This window comes from Streptomyces sp. NPDC053560 (assembly GCF_044544605.1).
Taxonomy (GTDB): Bacteria; Actinomycetota; Actinomycetes; order Streptomycetales; family Streptomycetaceae; genus Streptomyces.
The window spans coordinates 142,897-159,666 of sequence record NZ_JBITXI010000005.1 but is presented as its reverse complement, the minus strand read 5'-3'; the positions used below and the strand labels follow the sequence as shown (position 1 = coordinate 159,666).

At 71.1% G+C, this 16,770-nt stretch carries 15 protein-coding genes and 1 tRNA gene; 4 read left to right on the top strand and 12 right to left on the bottom strand.

The window, feature by feature from the left end; all coding sequences use genetic code 11:
• The first annotated feature begins 209 nt into the window (after nucleotides 1–209).
• Entirely contained in the window at nucleotides 210–1,016 is an 807-nt protein-coding gene (locus ACIGQF_RS13340) for a response regulator transcription factor (RefSeq protein WP_361558762.1), read from the top strand.
• A gap of 129 nt (nucleotides 1,017–1,145) precedes the next feature.
• Here the strand turns inward: ACIGQF_RS13340 and ACIGQF_RS13335 are convergent, their stop codons facing one another.
• The 3 genes from ACIGQF_RS13335 to tamR all read right to left on the bottom strand — a co-directional run bounded on the left by ACIGQF_RS13335 (nucleotide 1,146) and on the right by tamR (nucleotide 4,660).
• Nucleotides 1,146–3,155, bottom strand: coding sequence for a beta-galactosidase (locus ACIGQF_RS13335; protein WP_399709175.1), 2,010 nt, complete (start codon nucleotides 3,153–3,155; stop codon nucleotides 1,146–1,148).
• An 86-nt stretch (nucleotides 3,156–3,241) separates the two neighbouring features.
• The gene (locus ACIGQF_RS13330) at nucleotides 3,242–4,024 is read right to left on the bottom strand and encodes an SDR family NAD(P)-dependent oxidoreductase (RefSeq protein WP_399709172.1); all 783 of its coding nucleotides are present in this window, start codon (nucleotides 4,022–4,024) and stop codon (nucleotides 3,242–3,244) included.
• A gap of 138 nt (nucleotides 4,025–4,162) precedes the next feature.
• Nucleotides 4,163–4,660, bottom strand: coding sequence for a MarR family transcriptional regulator TamR (gene tamR / locus ACIGQF_RS13325; protein ID WP_351597033.1), 498 nt, complete (start codon nucleotides 4,658–4,660; stop codon nucleotides 4,163–4,165).
• 131 nt (nucleotides 4,661–4,791) lie between these two features.
• Here tamR and ACIGQF_RS13320 point away from each other — a divergent pair, with 131 nt between their 5' ends.
• Complete coding sequence (locus tag ACIGQF_RS13320; protein ID WP_399709168.1) at nucleotides 4,792–5,616, top strand: trans-aconitate 2-methyltransferase; 825 nt, start codon at nucleotides 4,792–4,794, stop codon at nucleotides 5,614–5,616.
• Nucleotides 5,617–5,619: 3 nt separating this feature from the next.
• Nucleotides 5,620–5,982 carry a VOC family protein gene (locus ACIGQF_RS13315; protein WP_399709165.1) on the top strand — a complete coding sequence of 121 codons (363 nt, stop codon included), beginning with the start codon at nucleotides 5,620–5,622 and terminating at the stop codon, nucleotides 5,980–5,982.
• Nucleotides 5,983–6,052: 70 nt separating this feature from the next.
• On the opposite strand, the gene ACIGQF_RS13310 is transcribed toward ACIGQF_RS13315, so the two are convergent.
• Complete coding sequence (locus ACIGQF_RS13310; RefSeq protein ID WP_399709162.1) at nucleotides 6,053–6,739, bottom strand: TetR family transcriptional regulator; 687 nt, start codon at nucleotides 6,737–6,739, stop codon at nucleotides 6,053–6,055.
• Between the two features lie 22 nt (nucleotides 6,740–6,761).
• The gene (locus ACIGQF_RS13305; protein WP_399709160.1) at nucleotides 6,762–7,754 is read right to left on the bottom strand and encodes an acyl-CoA desaturase; all 993 of its coding nucleotides are present in this window, start codon (nucleotides 7,752–7,754) and stop codon (nucleotides 6,762–6,764) included.
• A gap of 343 nt (nucleotides 7,755–8,097) precedes the next feature.
• Here ACIGQF_RS13305 and ppc point away from each other — a divergent pair, with 343 nt between their 5' ends.
• Nucleotides 8,098–10,785: a phosphoenolpyruvate carboxylase gene (ppc, locus tag ACIGQF_RS13300; RefSeq protein WP_399710126.1), complete on the top strand. Its 2,688-nt coding sequence runs from the start codon at nucleotides 8,098–8,100 to the stop codon at nucleotides 10,783–10,785.
• 63 nt (nucleotides 10,786–10,848) lie between these two features.
• Here ppc and ACIGQF_RS13295 read toward each other — a convergent pair whose 3' ends face one another.
• The 7 genes from ACIGQF_RS13295 to ACIGQF_RS13265 form a co-directional block, all read right to left on the bottom strand.
• Nucleotides 10,849–11,370, bottom strand: a complete 522-nt coding sequence (locus tag ACIGQF_RS13295; protein ID WP_399709157.1) for a hypothetical protein — start codon at nucleotides 11,368–11,370, stop codon at nucleotides 10,849–10,851.
• Between the two features lie 81 nt (nucleotides 11,371–11,451).
• A complete protein-coding gene (pth, locus tag ACIGQF_RS13290) occupies nucleotides 11,452–12,045 on the bottom strand; it encodes an aminoacyl-tRNA hydrolase (RefSeq protein ID WP_399709154.1) in 594 nt (197 codons plus the stop codon).
• Between the two features lie 117 nt (nucleotides 12,046–12,162).
• Nucleotides 12,163–12,756 (bottom strand): 50S ribosomal protein L25/general stress protein Ctc, encoded by a 594-nt coding sequence (locus ACIGQF_RS13285; protein WP_399709150.1) that lies wholly within the window; start codon nucleotides 12,754–12,756, stop codon nucleotides 12,163–12,165.
• Between the two features lie 214 nt (nucleotides 12,757–12,970).
• Nucleotides 12,971–13,945 (bottom strand): ribose-phosphate diphosphokinase, encoded by a 975-nt coding sequence (locus tag ACIGQF_RS13280; RefSeq protein ID WP_361567829.1) that lies wholly within the window; start codon nucleotides 13,943–13,945, stop codon nucleotides 12,971–12,973.
• 106 nt (nucleotides 13,946–14,051) lie between these two features.
• Nucleotides 14,052–15,533, bottom strand: coding sequence for a bifunctional UDP-N-acetylglucosamine diphosphorylase/glucosamine-1-phosphate N-acetyltransferase GlmU (gene glmU / locus ACIGQF_RS13275; protein ID WP_399709147.1), 1,482 nt, complete (start codon nucleotides 15,531–15,533; stop codon nucleotides 14,052–14,054).
• A gap of 170 nt (nucleotides 15,534–15,703) precedes the next feature.
• Nucleotides 15,704–15,775: transfer RNA gene (locus ACIGQF_RS13270), tRNA-Gln, on the bottom strand.
• 12 nt (nucleotides 15,776–15,787) lie between these two features.
• Nucleotides 15,788–16,654 carry a hypothetical protein gene (locus ACIGQF_RS13265; protein WP_399709144.1) on the bottom strand — a complete coding sequence of 289 codons (867 nt, stop codon included), beginning with the start codon at nucleotides 16,652–16,654 and terminating at the stop codon, nucleotides 15,788–15,790.
• Nucleotides 16,655–16,770 lie beyond the last annotated feature (116 nt).

Sequence of the window (16,770 nt, the reverse complement as noted above, 5' to 3'; positions counted from 1 at the left end):
CCGTACGTACGCTGAACAGAGCACCGGTGGGGGCCGGTGCCGATCAGGGGGCGAGCTGGACCCTCCCCGCCGAACGCGGCGCGGGGAGGAGGGTACGGCGCCCGGGGTGGGACAAGCGGTGCAGCACGGCGGCGGCCGTGCCGGTGCGGCGTCCCCGCCGCGGGCGCGCGTACCCATTCCTGCCCGTTCCCCGAGACAGGGGGTCCTCAGTGCAACGCATCCGGGTCTTGGTGGTCGACGACCACCGCATCTTTGCCGAGTCCCTGGCGGCCGCCCTCGCGGCCGAACAGGACGTGGACGTGGCGGCGGCCGGGAGCGGACCGGCGGCCCTGCGCAGTCTGGAGCGAGCGGCCTCCGAGGGCCGGCGCTTCGACGTCATGCTCGTCGACGCCGACCTCGGCGCGGCCGTCGCACCGCTCGCGGCGGTCCCCATGCGGCCCCAGGTGCCGCGGGACGGCGCGTCCGACGGCGCGCCCGTGGACGGCATCTCGCTGGTCACTTCGGTCCGTACCACCCATCCGATGGTCCGTGCCGTGGTGCTCGCGGAGAAGGACGACCCGCGCAGGGCCGCGGCCGCGCTCCAGGCGGGGGCCGGCGGCTGGGTCGCCAAGGACTGCTCGCTCTCCCGCCTGCTGGCCGTGATCCGCGGCGTGCTGCGGGACGAGACACATCTCCCGCCCGCGCTCCTGACGGGCGTGCTGCGGGAGCTGACGGCGGCGCGCAAGCACCGCACCGAGAGCGAGCGGCTGGTGGAGTCGCTGACGCCGCGCGAGCGCGAGGTGCTGCGCTGCATGGTCGCGGGGCTCGGCCGCAAGGCGGTCGCGGAGCGGCTGTTCCTCTCCCCGCACACGGTCCGTACGCACATGCAGAACGTGCTGGGCAAGCTCGGCGTGCACTCCACGCTCGCGGCGGTGGCGCTGGCGCGCCGAGCCGGGGTGGGGCCGGTCGAGCTGGAGCCGCCCCCGTCGTCCCCGGCGGCGCAGCCGGTGCCGACGGCGTCGGTGTCGGTGCCGTGACGGGCCCGGGGGCCGCCGGCCGCCGCGCCCGGGCCGGTACGGCCGCCGGCGGCCGGTGCGGTGGCCCGGCCGCCGGCAGACCCTGATCGTCCCGCCGCCCGGGCCCTTGCCCCCGGGCGCGGGCGCCGCTCAGGAGCCGGCCTGCGGGCCGGGCTCCGTCAGGACGGCCACGCCGCGGGCCGGCAGGGTGAGGTGATGCACGGTCGCCGCCCGCGGCGCGGCCTGCTCCAGCGCGTCGGTCATCGGCCCCGGCAGCGGCACGTCGGCCGGCTCCTGCCCGTGGTTGAGCAGGAAGAGGTACCGCGCGCGGTCCCCGGAGCGCACGGCCGCCTGCACGCCGGTCGGCAGCCCCGGCAGGACGGGCGTGACGCCCGCCGCCTCCCGTACGTCGTCCATCAGGGAGCGCATCAGGCCCGGGTCGGGGCGGGTCGCCACGTACCAGGCGGTGCCCCGGCCGTAGGAGTGGCGGGTGATCGCGGGCCGCAGCGCCGAGTCCTCGCCGACGAAGTCGACGACGGAGCCGGCGCCTTCGAGGACGATGTCCTCGGCCCAGAGGTCGGCGCGGCCCGAGTACCGCCCGCGCAGCAGCAGCCGGGCGCCCTCGTCCAGCGGCCGGAACTCCTCCACCCACAGCCCCAGCAGCTCGCGGAGCGGCGCCGGATACCCGCCGGGGTGCACCCGGTCGTGCGCGTCGACGATGCCGGAGAAGAACGACACCAGTACGTGCCCGCCGCCGTGCACGTACGCGGTCAGCCGCTCGGCGTCCTCGGCGCGCAGCAGGTAGAGGTTGGGGACGACGACCAGGCGGTAGCCGGTCAGGTCCCGGCCGGGCGGGACGATGTCGCAGGCGACGCCCGCCTCGAACAGCGGGCGGTAGTGGGCCAGCGCCCGCTCGGGGGCCTCCAGCGCCGTGGAGGGCCGGGAGTCCAGCTCCAGGGCGCGCCGGCTGTCCCAGTCGGCGAGCAGCGCCACCTGCGCCTCGGAGCGGGTGCCCTCGATGCCCGGTACGGCGGCCAGCTCCCGCCCCAGCTCGGTGACCTCGCGGAAGACTCGGGTGTCGGTGCCGCCGTGCGGGACCATCGCGGAGTGGTACTTCTCGGCGCCGCCGAGCGACTGCCGCCACTGGAAGAACAGCACCGCGTCGGCGCCCTGCGCGACGGCCTGCCAGCTCCACAGTCGCATCGCGCCGGGCGGCTTGGGGCCGTTGCGGGGGCGCCAGTTGACGGCGCTCGGGGCCTGTTCGAGGAGCAGCCAGGGTTGGCCTTCACGGGCGGAGCGCATCAGGTCGAAGTTGTAGCCGGCGCGGATGTGGTCGTCGAGGACGTAGGGGTCCTGGTAGAAGTCCAGCGCCATGACGTCCATGTCGCGGGCCCAGGCGAACGCGTCGACGGGTTTGTGGTCCGGCATCAGGTTGGTGGTGACCGGCACGCCCGGGGCGACCCTGTCCAGCACCTCCTTCTCGGCGAGGTAGCAGGCGCGCAGCGCGTCGTCGCTGAAGCGGAGGTAGTCCAGCTGCTGCGCCGGGTTGGCGGAGGTGGGCGCGGCGCGCGGCGGCAGGACCTCCTCGAAGTCGCCGTAGCCCTGTGACCAGAAGGCGGTGGACCAGGCGTCGTTGAGCGCCTCGACGGTGCCGTACCGCTCGCGCAGCCAGCGGCGGAAGTCGCGGGCCGAGACGTCGCAGTAGCACTGCCGGGTGTGGCATCCGTACTCGTTGCCGATGTGCCACAGGGCGAGCGCGGGGTGCCCGGCGTAGCGGTGGGCGAGGCGTTCGACGAGGCGGACGGCGTGTTCGCGGTAGACCGGGCTGGAGGGGCAGTAGTGCTGGCGGGCGCCCGGCCAGCGCCGGGTGCCGTCGGCGTCCTCGGGGAGGATCTCGGGGTACCGGTGGGCGAGCCAGGGCGGTGGGGAGGCGGTCATGGTGGCCAGGCAGACCGCGATGCCGGCCTGGTCCAGGCCGTCCATGACGCGGTCGAACCAGCCGAAGTCGTAGGTGCCCGGACGGGGTTCGACCCGAGCCCAGGAGAAGATCCCGGCGGTCACCATCGTGACGTGCGCCTGTTTCATGAGGACCAGGTCCTCGGCCCGTACGTCCTCGGGCCACTGCTCGGGGTTGTAGTCCCCGCCGTACCGGATTCCCATCGCGCGGTCCCCCCTGGGGGCTTGTCGGGTCGCGTGGTCGCTGCGGTGCTGCCGGCCGCGTGTTCGCCGTGGCCGGCGGTGGCTGGTCAGGAGGAGTTCTTCAGGACGCTCCAGCCGCCGTCGACGACGAGGCTCGCGCCGGTGACGAAGGAGGCGTCCGGGGAGAGCAGGAAGGCGATCGTGGCGGCGATCTCCTCGGGCCGGCCGAGCCGCGCGGCCGCGGTCTCGGCCGCGGTGGCCCGCCGGTCCTCCTCGGCGATGCCTTCCCAGGCCGGGGTGAGGACGGGGCCGGGCAGCACGGAGTTCACCCGTACGTCGGGGCCGTACTCGACGGCCAGCTGGCGGGCGAGGCCGGTCAGGCCCGCCTTGGAGGCGGCGTACGCGGGCCGGCCCGGCAGCCCGACCAGGGCGTGCACGGAGGAGGTCAGCACCACGGCGCCCTGCCGTTCCCGCAGGTCGTCCAGGGCGGCCCGGACGCCGAGGAAGGCGCCGGTGAGGTTGACGGCGAGCTGGTGGTCCCAGTCGGCGCGCGGGGTGCGGTCGGCGGGTGCCGCGTAGTGGGTGAAGGCGTTGGAGACCAGGCCGTCGACCGGCCCGTAGCGGCCCCGGGCCGCGGCCACGGCGCGCTGCCAGGCGGCCTCGTCGGTGACGTCGCAGCGCTCGTAGGAGGCGGTGCCGCCGGCGGCGCGGATGCGGCGCGCGGTGCGCTCGCCGCGCTCGCCGTCGATGTCGAGGAGGAGGACGCGGGCGCCCTCGGCGGCCAGCCGGTCGGCGGTGGCCGCACCGATCCCGGAGGCGGCGCCGGTGACGAGGTACGTACGGCCGTGGAACCGGTGCCCTGCGGGCGGCGCATCGCGCTCGTGGCTCATGGCCGCGATCCAAGTGGACGCGTGCCGCGTCGGGCAAGAGGGCGCCCCGTAAGGGGCGCGGGGAACCGCGCGACCGGCCACAGCGGTGGCGCACTCGGCAGCGGCGCTGCGCTCCCACCCCCGGTGGCCGGGTGTCGGCTAGCCCGGAATGTTGTCGAACGGGGCCGTCAACTGCCGCAGCAGGCCCGCCAGTTCGCCGCGCTCCGCGCGGGAGAGCTCGGCGAGGATCGCTCGCTCCTGGGTGAGCAGCCCGGCCAGCGACTGATCGGCGCGGTCGCGCCCTTCCGCGGTGAGCCGGACGAGGACGCCGCGCCGGTCGCTCGGGTCCGGCAGCCGTTCGACGAGACCCTTCTTGGCGAGCCGGTCGATACGATTGGTCATGGTGCCGGAAGTGACCAGGGTCTGCGTGAGGAGCTGGCCGGGGGAGAGCTGGTACGGCGAGCCGGCCCGGCGCAGCGCGGTGAGGACGTCGAACTCCCAGGGTTCGAGGCCCACCTCGGAGAAGGCCAGCCGCCGCGCGCGGTCGAGATGCCGGGCGAGCCGGCTGACGCGGCTGAGCACCTCGAGTGGTTCCACATCGAGGTCGGGGCGCTCGCGGCGCCATGCAGCGACCAGTCGGTCGACCTCGTCCTCCATGTCGATCAGTGTAGTGGTTGTGTCGACGTGAAGTCTCTTGACGTCAAGATATATTTTCCTGGACGATTGGGCAGCGTCGGCAGCAGTTCCTGCTCCACCGGCACTGGCCCGATCAGCAGAGGGGTTCGACCATGCACGACACGCACGTTGCGCCGACCTGGGACCCACAGCAGTATCTCCGCCACGCGACCCACCGCACCCGCCCGTTCCTGGACCTGCTCGCCCGCATCCCCGAGCTGCCCGCCGCGCGTCGCCCGCGCATCGCCGACCTGGGCTGCGGCCCCGGCAACGTCACGGCCCTGATAGCCGACCGCTGGCCCGACGCGCACATCACCGGCTTCGACAGCTCCGCCGACATGCTGGCCAGGGCCCGGTCCTACGAGGGCCCCACGGCGGGCGGCGGGCTGCTGGACTTCGCCCCCGCCGACGCCGCCACCTGGATCCCCGACGAACCCTTCGACCTCATCGTCTCCAACGCGGCGCTGCAGTGGGTCCCCGGCCACGCCGACTCCTTCGGTCCCTGGATCGACACCCTCGCCCCCGGCGGCACCCTCGCCTTCCAGGTCCCCGGCAACTTCACCTCGCCCAGCCACGCCCTCCTCGGGGAGCTGTGCGACACCCCTCGGTGGCGGGCCCGCCTGGGAGATCAGGGGCGACGCTTCGTGCACGTACTGGAGCCGGAGGAGTACCTGAAGCGGCTGATCGACCTGGGCTGCGCGGCGGACACCTGGGAGACCACTTACGTGCAGGTCCTGCGGGGCGAGGACCCGGTGCTGGACTGGGTGAAGGGGACCGCCCTGCGTCCCGTCCTCACGGCGCTGGAGCACGACCCCGAGGCCCGCGAGGAATTCCTCGACCAGTACCGCGACCTGCTGCGCAAGGCTTATCCGGCGGGGCCGCACGGCACCGTCTTCCCCTTCCGGCGGATCTTCGCCGTGGCACGCAAGGAGATATAGCGGATGATCACCGGCCTCGACCACGTCCAGCTCGCGGCGCCGCCCGGCTCGGAGGACGCGTTGTCCGCGTACTACGAGGGCGTGCTGGGGATGACCCGGGTATCCAAGCCGCCCGGGCTCGCCGCGCGGGGCGGCGCGTGGTTCGAGGCCGGTACGGTCCGTCTGCATCTCGGCATCGAAGAGGGCTTCCGGCCGGCCGCCAAGGTCCACCCCGGCGTCCTCGTCACGGGCATCGACGCCTTCGCCGCCCGGCTCGCCGCGCACGGCGCGGACGTCACCTGGGGCGACGCCCTCCCGGGCCACCGCCGCTTCTACTCCCACGACCCGGTCGGCAACCGACTGGAATTCCTCGAACCCCTGTGCTGATGCGGCGCTTCTGAAGCCCTCTGCGCCGCTCACTCTTTCGGGTGAACTTTGGGGCGGGAGTGGCCCTCGGTCACGCCTTGCGGTGGCCTATCAGCCGCGGCTTCGGCTCCAGCCCGTCCAGGCCGTGCCAGGCGAGGTTCACCAGATGCGCCGCCACTTCCGCCTTCTTCGGCCTGCGGACGTCCAGCCACCACTGGCCGGTCAGCGCGACCATTCCGACCAGTGCCTGCGCGTACAGCGGCGCCAGCTTCGGGTCGAATCCCCGCGCCTTGAACTCCAGGCCCAGGATGTCCTCTACCTGCGTCGCGATGTCACTGATCAGCGAGGCGAACGTGCCCGTCGACTGGGCCACGGGGGAGTCCCGGACCAGGATGCGGAAGCCGTCGGTGTAGGACTCGATGTAGTCCAGCAGCGCGAACGCCGCCTGCTCCAGCAGCTCGCGCGGGTGCCCCGCGGTCAGGGCACCCGTCACCATGTCCAGCAGCCGCCGCATCTCCCGGTCCACGACGACCGCGTACAGCCCTTCCTTGCCGCCGAAGTGCTCGTAGACCACCGGCTTGGACACCCCGGCCTTCGCCGCGATCTCCTCCACCGAGGTGCCCTCGAAGCCGCGCTCGGCGAACACCGTGCGCCCGATGTCCAGCAGCTGCTCACGGCGCTCCTTGCCCGTCATGCGGACCCGCCGCGCGCGCCGTGCGCCCGCACCGGAAGACGCCTTGTCCTTGCTGCCACTCACGCTGCTGCCATCGATCGCCACCCGACAATCATGCCTTCCCCGGCTACGACCGGGCTGCGCCCCCCGGCGCGGTCTTCTCCTGGCGGCGGGAGTCGAGCCGGGAAGCGTTCGGCCAGCGCACGTCGTACGCCCAGCCCAGCTTCTCGAACCAGCTGATCAGCCGCGCGCTGGAGTCCAGCTGCCCCTTCAGTACGCCGTGCCGCGCACAGGTCGGGTCCGCGTGGTGCAGGTTGTGCCAGGACTCGCCGCAGGACAGGATCGCCAGCCACCAGACGTTGCCCGAGCGGTCCCGCGACTTGAAGGGCCGCTTGCCCACCGCGTGGCAGATGGAGTTGATCGACCACGTGACGTGGTGCAGCAGCGCCACCCGCACCAGCGAGCCCCAGAAGAACGCGGTGAACGCGCCCCACCACGACATCGTCACCAGCCCGCCGACCAGCGGCGGGATCAGCAGCGAGACGGACGTCCACAGGACGAACTGGCGGGAGATCGCGCGGATCGCCGGGTCCTTGATCAGGTCCGGCGCGTACTTGTGCTGCGGCGTCTGCTCCTCGTCGAACATCCACGCCATGTGCGCCCACCACAGGCCCTTCAGCAGGGCCGGCACGGTCTCGCCGTACCGCCACGGCGAGTGCGGGTCACCCTCGGCGTCGGAGAACTTGTGGTGCCTGCGGTGGTCCGCGACCCACCGCACCAGCGGGCCCTCCACCGCGAGCGAGCCCATGATCGCCAGTGCGATGCGCAGCGGCCGCTTCGCCTTGAACGACCCGTGGGTGAAGTAGCGATGGAAACCGATCGTGATGCCGTGGCAGCCGATGAAGTACATCGCCACCAGCAGCCCCAGATCGAGCCAGCTCACGCCCCAGCCCCAGGCCAGCGGAACCGCGGCCACCAGGGCCAGGAACGGCACGGTGATGAACAGCAGCAGCGTCATCTGTTCGACGGAGCGTTTGCTGTCGCTACCCAGCGTCGCGGAGGGCAGTGGGGTATCGGCGGACTTGACGGTTTTCTCGACGACTTCGGGGCCAGCGGTCATGTGTGTCCCTCGCTGGGGTCGGAGGCAGGGCTACGGTTCCGTAACCTACGGTCTCGTAAGTATGGCAGTGCCGCCACACCGTACAAGGGTGTGACCGGCCCGACAGCCCCTCTCACAGAGCGGACGGTGTGACCGCCCGAAAAGCGGAGATCTATTCTTGAGGCGTCGGACAGCGCGGTCCGCAACCCGCCACCAGGGAGTGTCCCTACGACACTCACCAGCCCAGACGTGCTCAACACTGCAAGGAGCCGCACCTGTGAGCAGTGCCGACATCTCTCCCGACGCCGCCCAGCAGGCCCCCCACTCCGGGGCCCCCGACACGGCGGAAGCCGGCAACGGCGCCCTGCGCGCCGACATCCGCCGCCTCGGCGATCTGCTCGGCGAGACCCTCGTACGCCAGGAAGGGCCCGAGCTCCTCGATCTGGTGGAGCGGGTACGCGCGTTGACGCGGACCGACGGCGAGGCCGCCGCCGAGCTCCTCGGTGACACCGATCTGATCACCGCCACCAAGCTCGTACGGGCCTTCTCCACGTATTTCCACCTCGCGAACGTCACCGAGCAGGTGCACCGCGGACGCGAGCTGCGCGCCAAGCGCGCCGCCGAGGGCGGCATCCTCGCCCGCACCGCCGACATGCTCAAGGACGCCGATCCCGAGCACCTCCGCGAGACCGCGGCCCACCTTGCCGTGCGGCCCGTCTTCACGGCCCACCCCACCGAGGCCGCCCGGCGCTCCGTCCTCACCAAGCTCCGCAAGGTCGCCGAGCTGCTGGAGACCACCGACGCCGGCGACCGCCGCCGCGCCGACCTCCGCCTCGCCGAGAACATCGACCTGATCTGGCAGACCGACGAGCTGCGCGTGGCCCGCCCGGAACCCACCGACGAGGCCCGCAACGCCATCTACTACCTCGACGAGCTAGGCCGCGGCGCCGTCGGCGACGTCCTCGAAGACCTCGCCGCCGAACTGGAGCGGGCCGGCGTCCAGCTCCCCGCCGGCACCCGCCCACTCACCTTCGGCACCTGGATCGGCGGCGACCGCGACGGCAACCCCAACGTCACCCCCCAGGTGACCTGGGACGTCCTCATCCTCCAGCACGAGCACGGCATCACCGACGCGCTGGAGCACATCGACGAGCTGCGCGGCGCCCTGTCGAACTCCATCCGCAACTGCGGCGCCACCGACGAGCTGCTCGCCTCCCTCCAGCAGGACCTGGACCTCCTCCCCGAGATCAGCCCCCGCTACAAGCGGCTGAACAGCGAGGAGCCCTACCGCCTCAAGGCGACCTGCATCCGGCAGAAGCTCGTCAACACCCGCGAGCGCCTGGCCAACGACACCCCGCACGTCGCCGGCCGCGACTACCTCGGCACCCGCGAGCTGATCGACGACCTCGTCCTCCTCCAGACCTCGCTGCGCGAGCACCGCGGCGGCCTCGTCGCCGACGGCCGCCTGGAGCGCACGATCCGGACGATCGCCGCGTTCGGCCTCCAGCTCGCCACCATGGACGTCCGCGAGCACGCCGACGCCCACCACCACGCCCTCGGCCAGCTCTTCGACCGGCTCGGCGAGGAGTCCTGGCGCTACGTGGACATGCCGCGCGACTACCGCCGCAAGCTGCTGGCCAAGGAGCTGCGCTCGCGCCGCCCGCTGGCCCCCAGCCCCGCCCCGCTGGACGCGGCCGGCGCCAAGACCCTCGGCGTCTTCGAGACCGTCCGCGAGGCCAAGGAGACCTTCGGCCCCGAGGTCATCGAGTCCTACATCATCTCCATGTGCGCCGGCTCCGACGACGTCTTCGCCGCCGCCGTCCTCGCCCGCGAAGCCGGCCTGATCGACCTGCACGCCGGCTGGGCCAAGGTCGGCATCGTGCCGCTCCTGGAGACCACCGACGAGCTGAAGATCGCGGACAAGCTCCTCGACGAGATGCTGTCCGACCCCTCCTACCGCCGCCTCGTCGCCCTCCGCGACGATGTCCAGGAGGTCATGCTCGGCTACTCCGACTCCTCCAAGTTCGGCGGCATCACCACCTCCCAGTGGGAGATCCACCGCGCCCAGCGCCTGCTCCGCGACGTCGCCCACCGGCACGGCGTACGGCTGCGCCTCTTCCACGGCCGCGGCGGCACCGTCGGCCGCGGCGGCGGCCCCTCCCACGACGCGATCCTCGCCCAGCCCTACGGCACCCTCGAAGGCGAGATCAAGGTCACCGAGCAGGGCGAGGTCATCTCCGACAAGTACCTCGTGCCGTCCCTGGCCCGCGAAAACCTGGAACTGACCGTCGCGGCCACCCTGCAGGCCTCCGCCCTGCACACCGCGCCGCGCCAGTCCGACGAGGCGCTGGCCCGCTGGGACGCCACGATGGAGACCGTCTCCGAGGCCGCCCACGGCGCCTACCGCCGCCTGGTCGAGGACCCGGACCTCCCGGCGTACTTCCTCGCGTCGACCCCGGTCGATCAGCTCGCCGAACTCCACCTCGGCTCCCGGCCCTCCCGCCGCCCCGGCTCGGGCGTCTCGCTCGACGGCCTCCGCGCCATCCCGTGGGTCTTCGGCTGGACCCAGTCCCGCCAGATCGTCCCCGGCTGGTTCGGCGTCGGCACCGGCCTGAAGGCAGCGCGCGAGGCTGGCCTGGACTCCGTGCTCGACGAGATGCACGAGCACTGGCACTTCTTCCGCAACTTCCTGTCCAACGTCGAGATGACGCTGGCCAAGACCGACCTGCGGATCGCCCAGCACTACGTCGACACCCTCGTCCCCGACGAGCTGAAGCACGTCTTCGACGTCATCAAGGCCGAGCACGAGCTCACCGTCCAGGAAGTCCTGCGCGTCACCAAGGAAACGGAACTGCTGGAGTCCAACCCGGTCCTCAAGCAGACCTTCCGCATCCGCGACGCCTACCTGGACCCGATCTCCTACCTCCAGGTCTCCCTCCTCGCCCGCCAGCGCGAGGCCGCCGCGCGCGGCGAGGAAGCCGACCCGGTGCTGGGGCGTGCGCTGCTCCTCACCGTGAACGGCGTGGCAGCGGGGCTGCGCAACACGGGCTGATCCGGCCCGCCCGACGACAGAGGCGGCCGGTCACGGAAACGTGACCGGCCGCCTCGACGTCCGTCAGAGCGTGAAGAACGCCGCCACCAGCAGCGCAACCCCGGAAAGGCCGACGCCCCACGCCGTCCGCCGCATGCGCAGGCCTCCCGCCACTACGAGGGAAGCCAGCAGCAGCGCGCCGCCCAGGGGAACCCACGCGTACAGAATGCCGCCGGGACCCGTGCGCACCGCGCGGTCCGTGTCCGGCTCGACCGTGACCTCGACCCGCCGGCCCTTCTCCGGCGCCGCCGTCTCCGCGAGCACGACCTTCGCCCGGCGCTGCCCGTCCCCGCCCGTCGGCACGTAAGGGCCCCAGCAGCGGTCGTCGTCGCACCCCGCGACCGTCAACGTGCCGCGCTCCTTGGCCTGCACGAGCATCGCGTACTGCGCCGTGTTCCACGACGTCCACGCACCGGCCACCAGCAGCAGCAGCGCGAGCAGAGCCATCAGCGTGTTCTTCAGCACGAGCAGCAACCCGAAGGCGCTCTCGCCCGCCCGCCGGGTACGGCTGCGCTTCTTGGTCCCTGTCGTACCTGTCCTGGACATGGCGGTGATCCTTGGCCATGCGAGTACGCGCGGTCAACTCGATCAGAACGGTTCGTCAGACGTCGTCCCGCGCTGTCCCGCTCAGGAGTTGTAGGCGGATTGCGCCCGTTCCAACCCCTCTGTGACCAGCGCTTCCACCGCATCCGCCGCGCGGTCCACGAAGTAGTCCAGCTCCTTGCGCTCCGCCGACGAGAAGTCCTTCAGGACAAAGTCCGCGACCTGCATCCGCCCCGGCGGCCGCCCGATGCCGAACCGCACGCGGTGGTACTCCGCACCCATCGACTTCGTCATCGACTTCAGGCCGTTGTGCCCGTTGTCGCCGCCACCCAGCTTCAGCCGCAGCGCCCCGTAGTCGATGTCCAGCTCGTCATGGACCGCCACGATCCGCTCCACCGGGACCTTGTAGAAGTCCCGCAGCGCCGTGACCGGGCCGCCCGACAGATTCATGTACGACGACGGCTTCGCCACCACGACCCGACGACTCAACGGCCCCGGCGGACCGATCCGGCCCTCGACCACCTGCGCCCGCGCCTTGTGCGCCTTGAACCGGCCACCCATCCGCTCCGCCAGCAGATCGGCCACCATGAATCCCACGTTGTGCCGGTTGCCGGCGTACTCGGGCCCCGGATTCCCCAGACCCACCACCAGCCACGGCCCCGCCGCAACCTCACTCACAGCTGCACTCCTGTACGTAAGAAAAACCGCCGCCCCGCTCGCAACGAACGGGACGGCGGCGGAAGAACCGGTGACGGCGACCGTCGGAACGGACGGCCGTCAGAGGCGGTCCGAGGCTCAGGCCTCGGCGCCCTCCTCGGCCTCGCCCTCGCCCTCGGCGGGGGCCTCGGCCTGCGCGGCCACGACCTGCAGCACGATGGCGTCGTCCTCGACGTCCAGGGAGACACCCTTGGGCAGCTTGATGTCCTTCGCCAGGACCGACTGGCCGGCGTCCAGGCCCGCGATGTCGGCGGTGACCGACTCGGGGATGTGGGTCGCCTCGGCCTGGACCGGCAGGGTGTTCAGGACGTGCTCGAGCAGGTTGCCGCCCGGGGCCAGCTCGCCCTCGGTGTGGATCGCCAGCTCGACGTTGACCTTCTCGCCACGGCGGACCAGCAGCAGGTCGACGTGGTTGATGATGCCCATGCGGAGCGTGGCGCGCTGCACGTCCTTGGGGATCACCAGCTCCTGCTTGCCGTCGATGTCCAGGCTGATCAGGACGTTCGAGTTCTTCAGCGCCATCAGCGTGTCGTGGTGCGGCAGGGCCACGTGGCGCGGCTCGGAACCGTGACCGTAAACAACGGCGGGAACCTTGTCCTCACGACGCAGACGACGGGCGCTGCCCTTGCCGAACTCGGTACGCAGCTCGGCGGAAATCTTCACCTCGGCCATGGTGCACTCCTCGTAGTACTTTTCTCGGATCTGACGACCGTCACCCGGCCCACGACAGACCTGCTACGAAGAGCGCGTCGATAACGGAGCCCCGTACGTATGAGTACGGCCTCCCTCGCCGAGCAACTCGATGAGTCTACCCGGCGGGGAGGCCGCCCAGAAAATTGATCTACGTAAGCTCCGCGCGGAAGCCCCGCTTAAGCCGGAAATCAGCTCACTGCTCCTCGAAGAGGCTGGTCACCGAGCCGTCCTCGAAGACCTCCTGGATCGCCCGCGCGATCGTCGGCGCCATCGAGAGCACCGTGATCTTGTCGAGCTCCAGCTCACCCGGCGTCGGCAGCGTGTTGGTGAACACGAACTCGCTCACCTTGGAGTTCTTCAGGCGGTCGGCGGCCGGGCCGGACAGGATGCCGTGCGTCGCCGTGACGATGACATCGGCCGCGCCGTTCGCGAACAGCGCGTCGGCGGCCGCGCAGATCGTGCCGCCGGTGTCCACCATGTCGTCGACCAGGACGCACACGCGGTCCTTCACGTCACCCACGACCTCGTGGACGGTGACCTGGTTCGCCACGTCCTTGTCGCGCCGCTTGTGGACGATCGCCAGCGGGGCGTCCAGCCGGTCGCACCAGCGGTCGGCCACCCGCACGCGGCCGGCGTCGGGGGAGACCACCGTCAGCTTGTTCCGGTCGACCTTCGCGCCCACGTAGTCCGCCAGCACCGGCAGCGCGAACAGGTGGTCCACCGGGCCGTCGAAGAAGCCCTGGATCTGGTCGGTGTGCAGGTCCACCGTGACGATGCGGTCCGCACCCGCCGTCTTCAGCAGATCCGCCACCAGGCGGGCCGAGATGGGCTCGCGGCCGCGGTGCTTCTTGTCCTGACGGGCGTAACCGTACGACGGGATGACCACCGTGATGCTCCGCGCGGAAGCGCGCTTCAGAGCATCGATCATGATCAGCTGTTCCATGATCCACTTATTGATCGGAGCCGTGTGGCTCTGAATCAAAAAGCAGTCCGCGCCACGCGCCGACTCCTGGTAGCGGACGTAGATCTCACCGTTCGCGAAGTCGAACGCCTTCGTCGGGACCAGGCCGACACCCAGCTGGTGAGCAACCTCCTCCGCCAGCTCGGGGTGGGCGCGGCCGGAGAAGAGCATCAGCTTCTTCTCGCCGGTCGTCTTGATCCCGGTCACAGCAAATCTCCTTGCCAAGCTGTCAAACATGAGGGCGCTGGGGGTGCGCCGTCCACGTTGCGTGCGCTTATCACGGTACGCCCCGCACGGCGCACCCGTTGCCCGGTCACTGCTCGTCCTTGCTCTCCTGACGAGCAGCCGAAGCGGCCTGCGCGGCGGCGCTTCCCGGTCGCTTGCGAGCGACCCAGCCCTCGATATTCCGCTGCTGTCCACGCGCGACAGCCAGCGAACCCGGGGGCACATCCTTGGTGATCACGGAGCCCGCCGCGGTGTACGCACCGTCCCCGATCGTGACAGGAGCCACAAACATGTTGTCCGACCCCGTCTTGCAGTGAGACCCCACTGTCGTGTGATGCTTCGCCTCACCGTCGTAGTTCACGAAGACGCTCGCCGCACCGATGTTGGTGTACTCACCAATGGTCGCATCCCCCACATAGGACAGATGCGGCACCTTCGTGCCCTCACCGATCTTCGAGTTCTTCATCTCCACGTACGTGCCGGCCTTCGCCTTCGGCCCCAGCTCCGTACCCGGCCGCAGATACGCGTACGGACCCACGCTCGCCCCCGGGCCGACCTTCACCCCGTCCGCCACCGTGAACGACACCACCGCGCCCTCGCCGACCGTCGTGTCCGTCAGCCGCGACTGCGGACCCACCTCGGCGAACGCGCCGACATGCGTCGCACCCAGCAACTGCGTACCGGGGTGCACCACCGCGTCCGGCTCGAACGTCACCGCAGCGTCCAGCCACGTCGTCGCCGGGTCCACGACCGTCACGCCGCTGAGCATCGCCGCTTCCAGCAGCCGGTCGTTCAGCAGCCGGCGCGCCTCCGCCAGCTGCACGCGGTTGTTGATGCCCAGGATCTCCCGGTGATCGTCCGCGACTGCCGCACCCACCCGGTGCCCGGCCTCCCGCACGATCCCCAGCACGTCGGTGAGGTACTCCTCGCCCTGGCTGTTGTCCGTCCGCACCTTGCCCAACGCGTCGACCAGCAGCCGCGCGTCGAACGCGAACACACCGGAGTTGATCTCCCGGATCGCGCGCTGCGCGTCGGTGGCGTCCTTGTGCTCCACGATCGCGGTGACCGCGCCGGTGGCCTCGTCCCGCACGATCCGTCCGTACCCGGTCGCGTCCGGCACCTCGGCGGACAGCACGGTGACGGCGTTGCCGTCGGCGGCGTGCGTCTCGGACAGTGCCTTGAGGGTCGCGCCGGTGAGCAGCGGGGTGTCCCCGCACACGACGACCACCGTGCCGTCCAGCTCCACGCCCGGTGCGCCGGCCTCGCCGGAACCGCCGGAGGTCAGCTCCTCCAGCCCCATCCGGACGGCGTGCCCGGTGCCGTTCTGCTCGTGCTGCACCGCCGTGCGGACGCCCGCGTCGATCTCGGCGAGATGCGCGGTGACCTGTTCGCGGGCGTGGCCCACGACCACGACGAGGTGCTCAGGGTCGAGCTCACGGGAGGCGGAGACGACGTGGCCGACGAGAGAGCGGCCGCAGATCGCGTGCAGGACCTTCGGAGTCGCCGACTTCATGCGGGTGCCCTCACCCGCTGCGAGAACGACGACGGCTGCCAGTGGGGTCTCCCCCACTCGAGCGGAGCCGAGAACTTGGGGAAGGTTGGCGCTCACGGGGATGCCCTTCGGCTTCTTGGCTACTTCGGGTGGTGGACACCCGAAGGATACCGGTGCGTATTGCAGCCGAAACGCGGACGGGTCCCGACGTGTCCGCCGGGACCCGAACTGAGCAGTTGTGTTTCCTGCTCCCCTGCCAGGACTCGAACCCGGACATAGGGCACCAAAAGCCCCAGTGCTGCCAATTACACCACAGGGGATAGCGAACAGGGTTAAACCGGACATTCCCCCGGCTGATCCCGTTCAGCACCCAACACTATGCCGTACCACCAGCCTTCAATGCGACGGTATAGGTCGGCGCCCTGCTTGACGCGGATCACCAGGCAGCCGCGGTACCCCTCGCCGACGTTCTTCCGCACCGTCTTCGGGTTGTGCTTCTTGAGGGTGGTCTTGCCGAAGGAGGCGGCGTCCATGCCGGTCAGGTCGGCCCAGTAGCGCTCCGCCCCCGCAACGTCCGCCGACTCGTGGATCATCACGTGAAGGTGGAGCCGGTCGCGGTCGATGCCGAGCAGGTCCAGCCAGCGGAGGTGCACGCGGATCATGTCGGGGTCGCTGTTGATGAAGGCTACGACCTCGGTTCGGCGATACGGCTTGTCCTTTGAGCCCTCGGCCCAGTAGAGGCCCGCACCGATGAGAAGCAGTTCGCGATCGCTCAGCCTGCCGACCTCGTCCCGCGCGGCGGCCTTCGTCTTCTGTCGCTCCACGTCGCGCACGGCGAGCTCGTGCTCCCAGCGCTTCTGCGAGGCGAGCTTGGCCTGCTCGCCGGGTGCGCGCCGCTCCGGTTTCGGCAGGTCCCGTACCCAGAGCGAGATCGAGCTCTTGGAGCAGCCCAGCTCCAGTTGGATCTGGTCGTACGTCATGCCCTGCGTGCGGAGCTCGCGGGCTCTGGCGCGGAGGTCGTCCTTCGCGTTGGGGCGCTTGGTCCACTCCGGGACCGGTACGCCGTCCAGGAGGCGGTTGAGGAGGTCGTTGTTGTGGATGTGGAGGCGGTCGCGGATCTGGCGGCGGCTGAGGCCCGCGCGGCGGAGGGTGACCGCCTCGTCGCGCAGGGACTCGAATCCCGTGTGGGTGTTTGTCACAGTGCAAAGCGTCGGTAGTCGGAGGGGCGGACGCGCCGGAAATGCCGGGTGATTCGTCGCTTCGGGGGAAAGTCGCAGGTACTGGCCCGTAACGGGCGCGCTGCATGGTGGTGGCC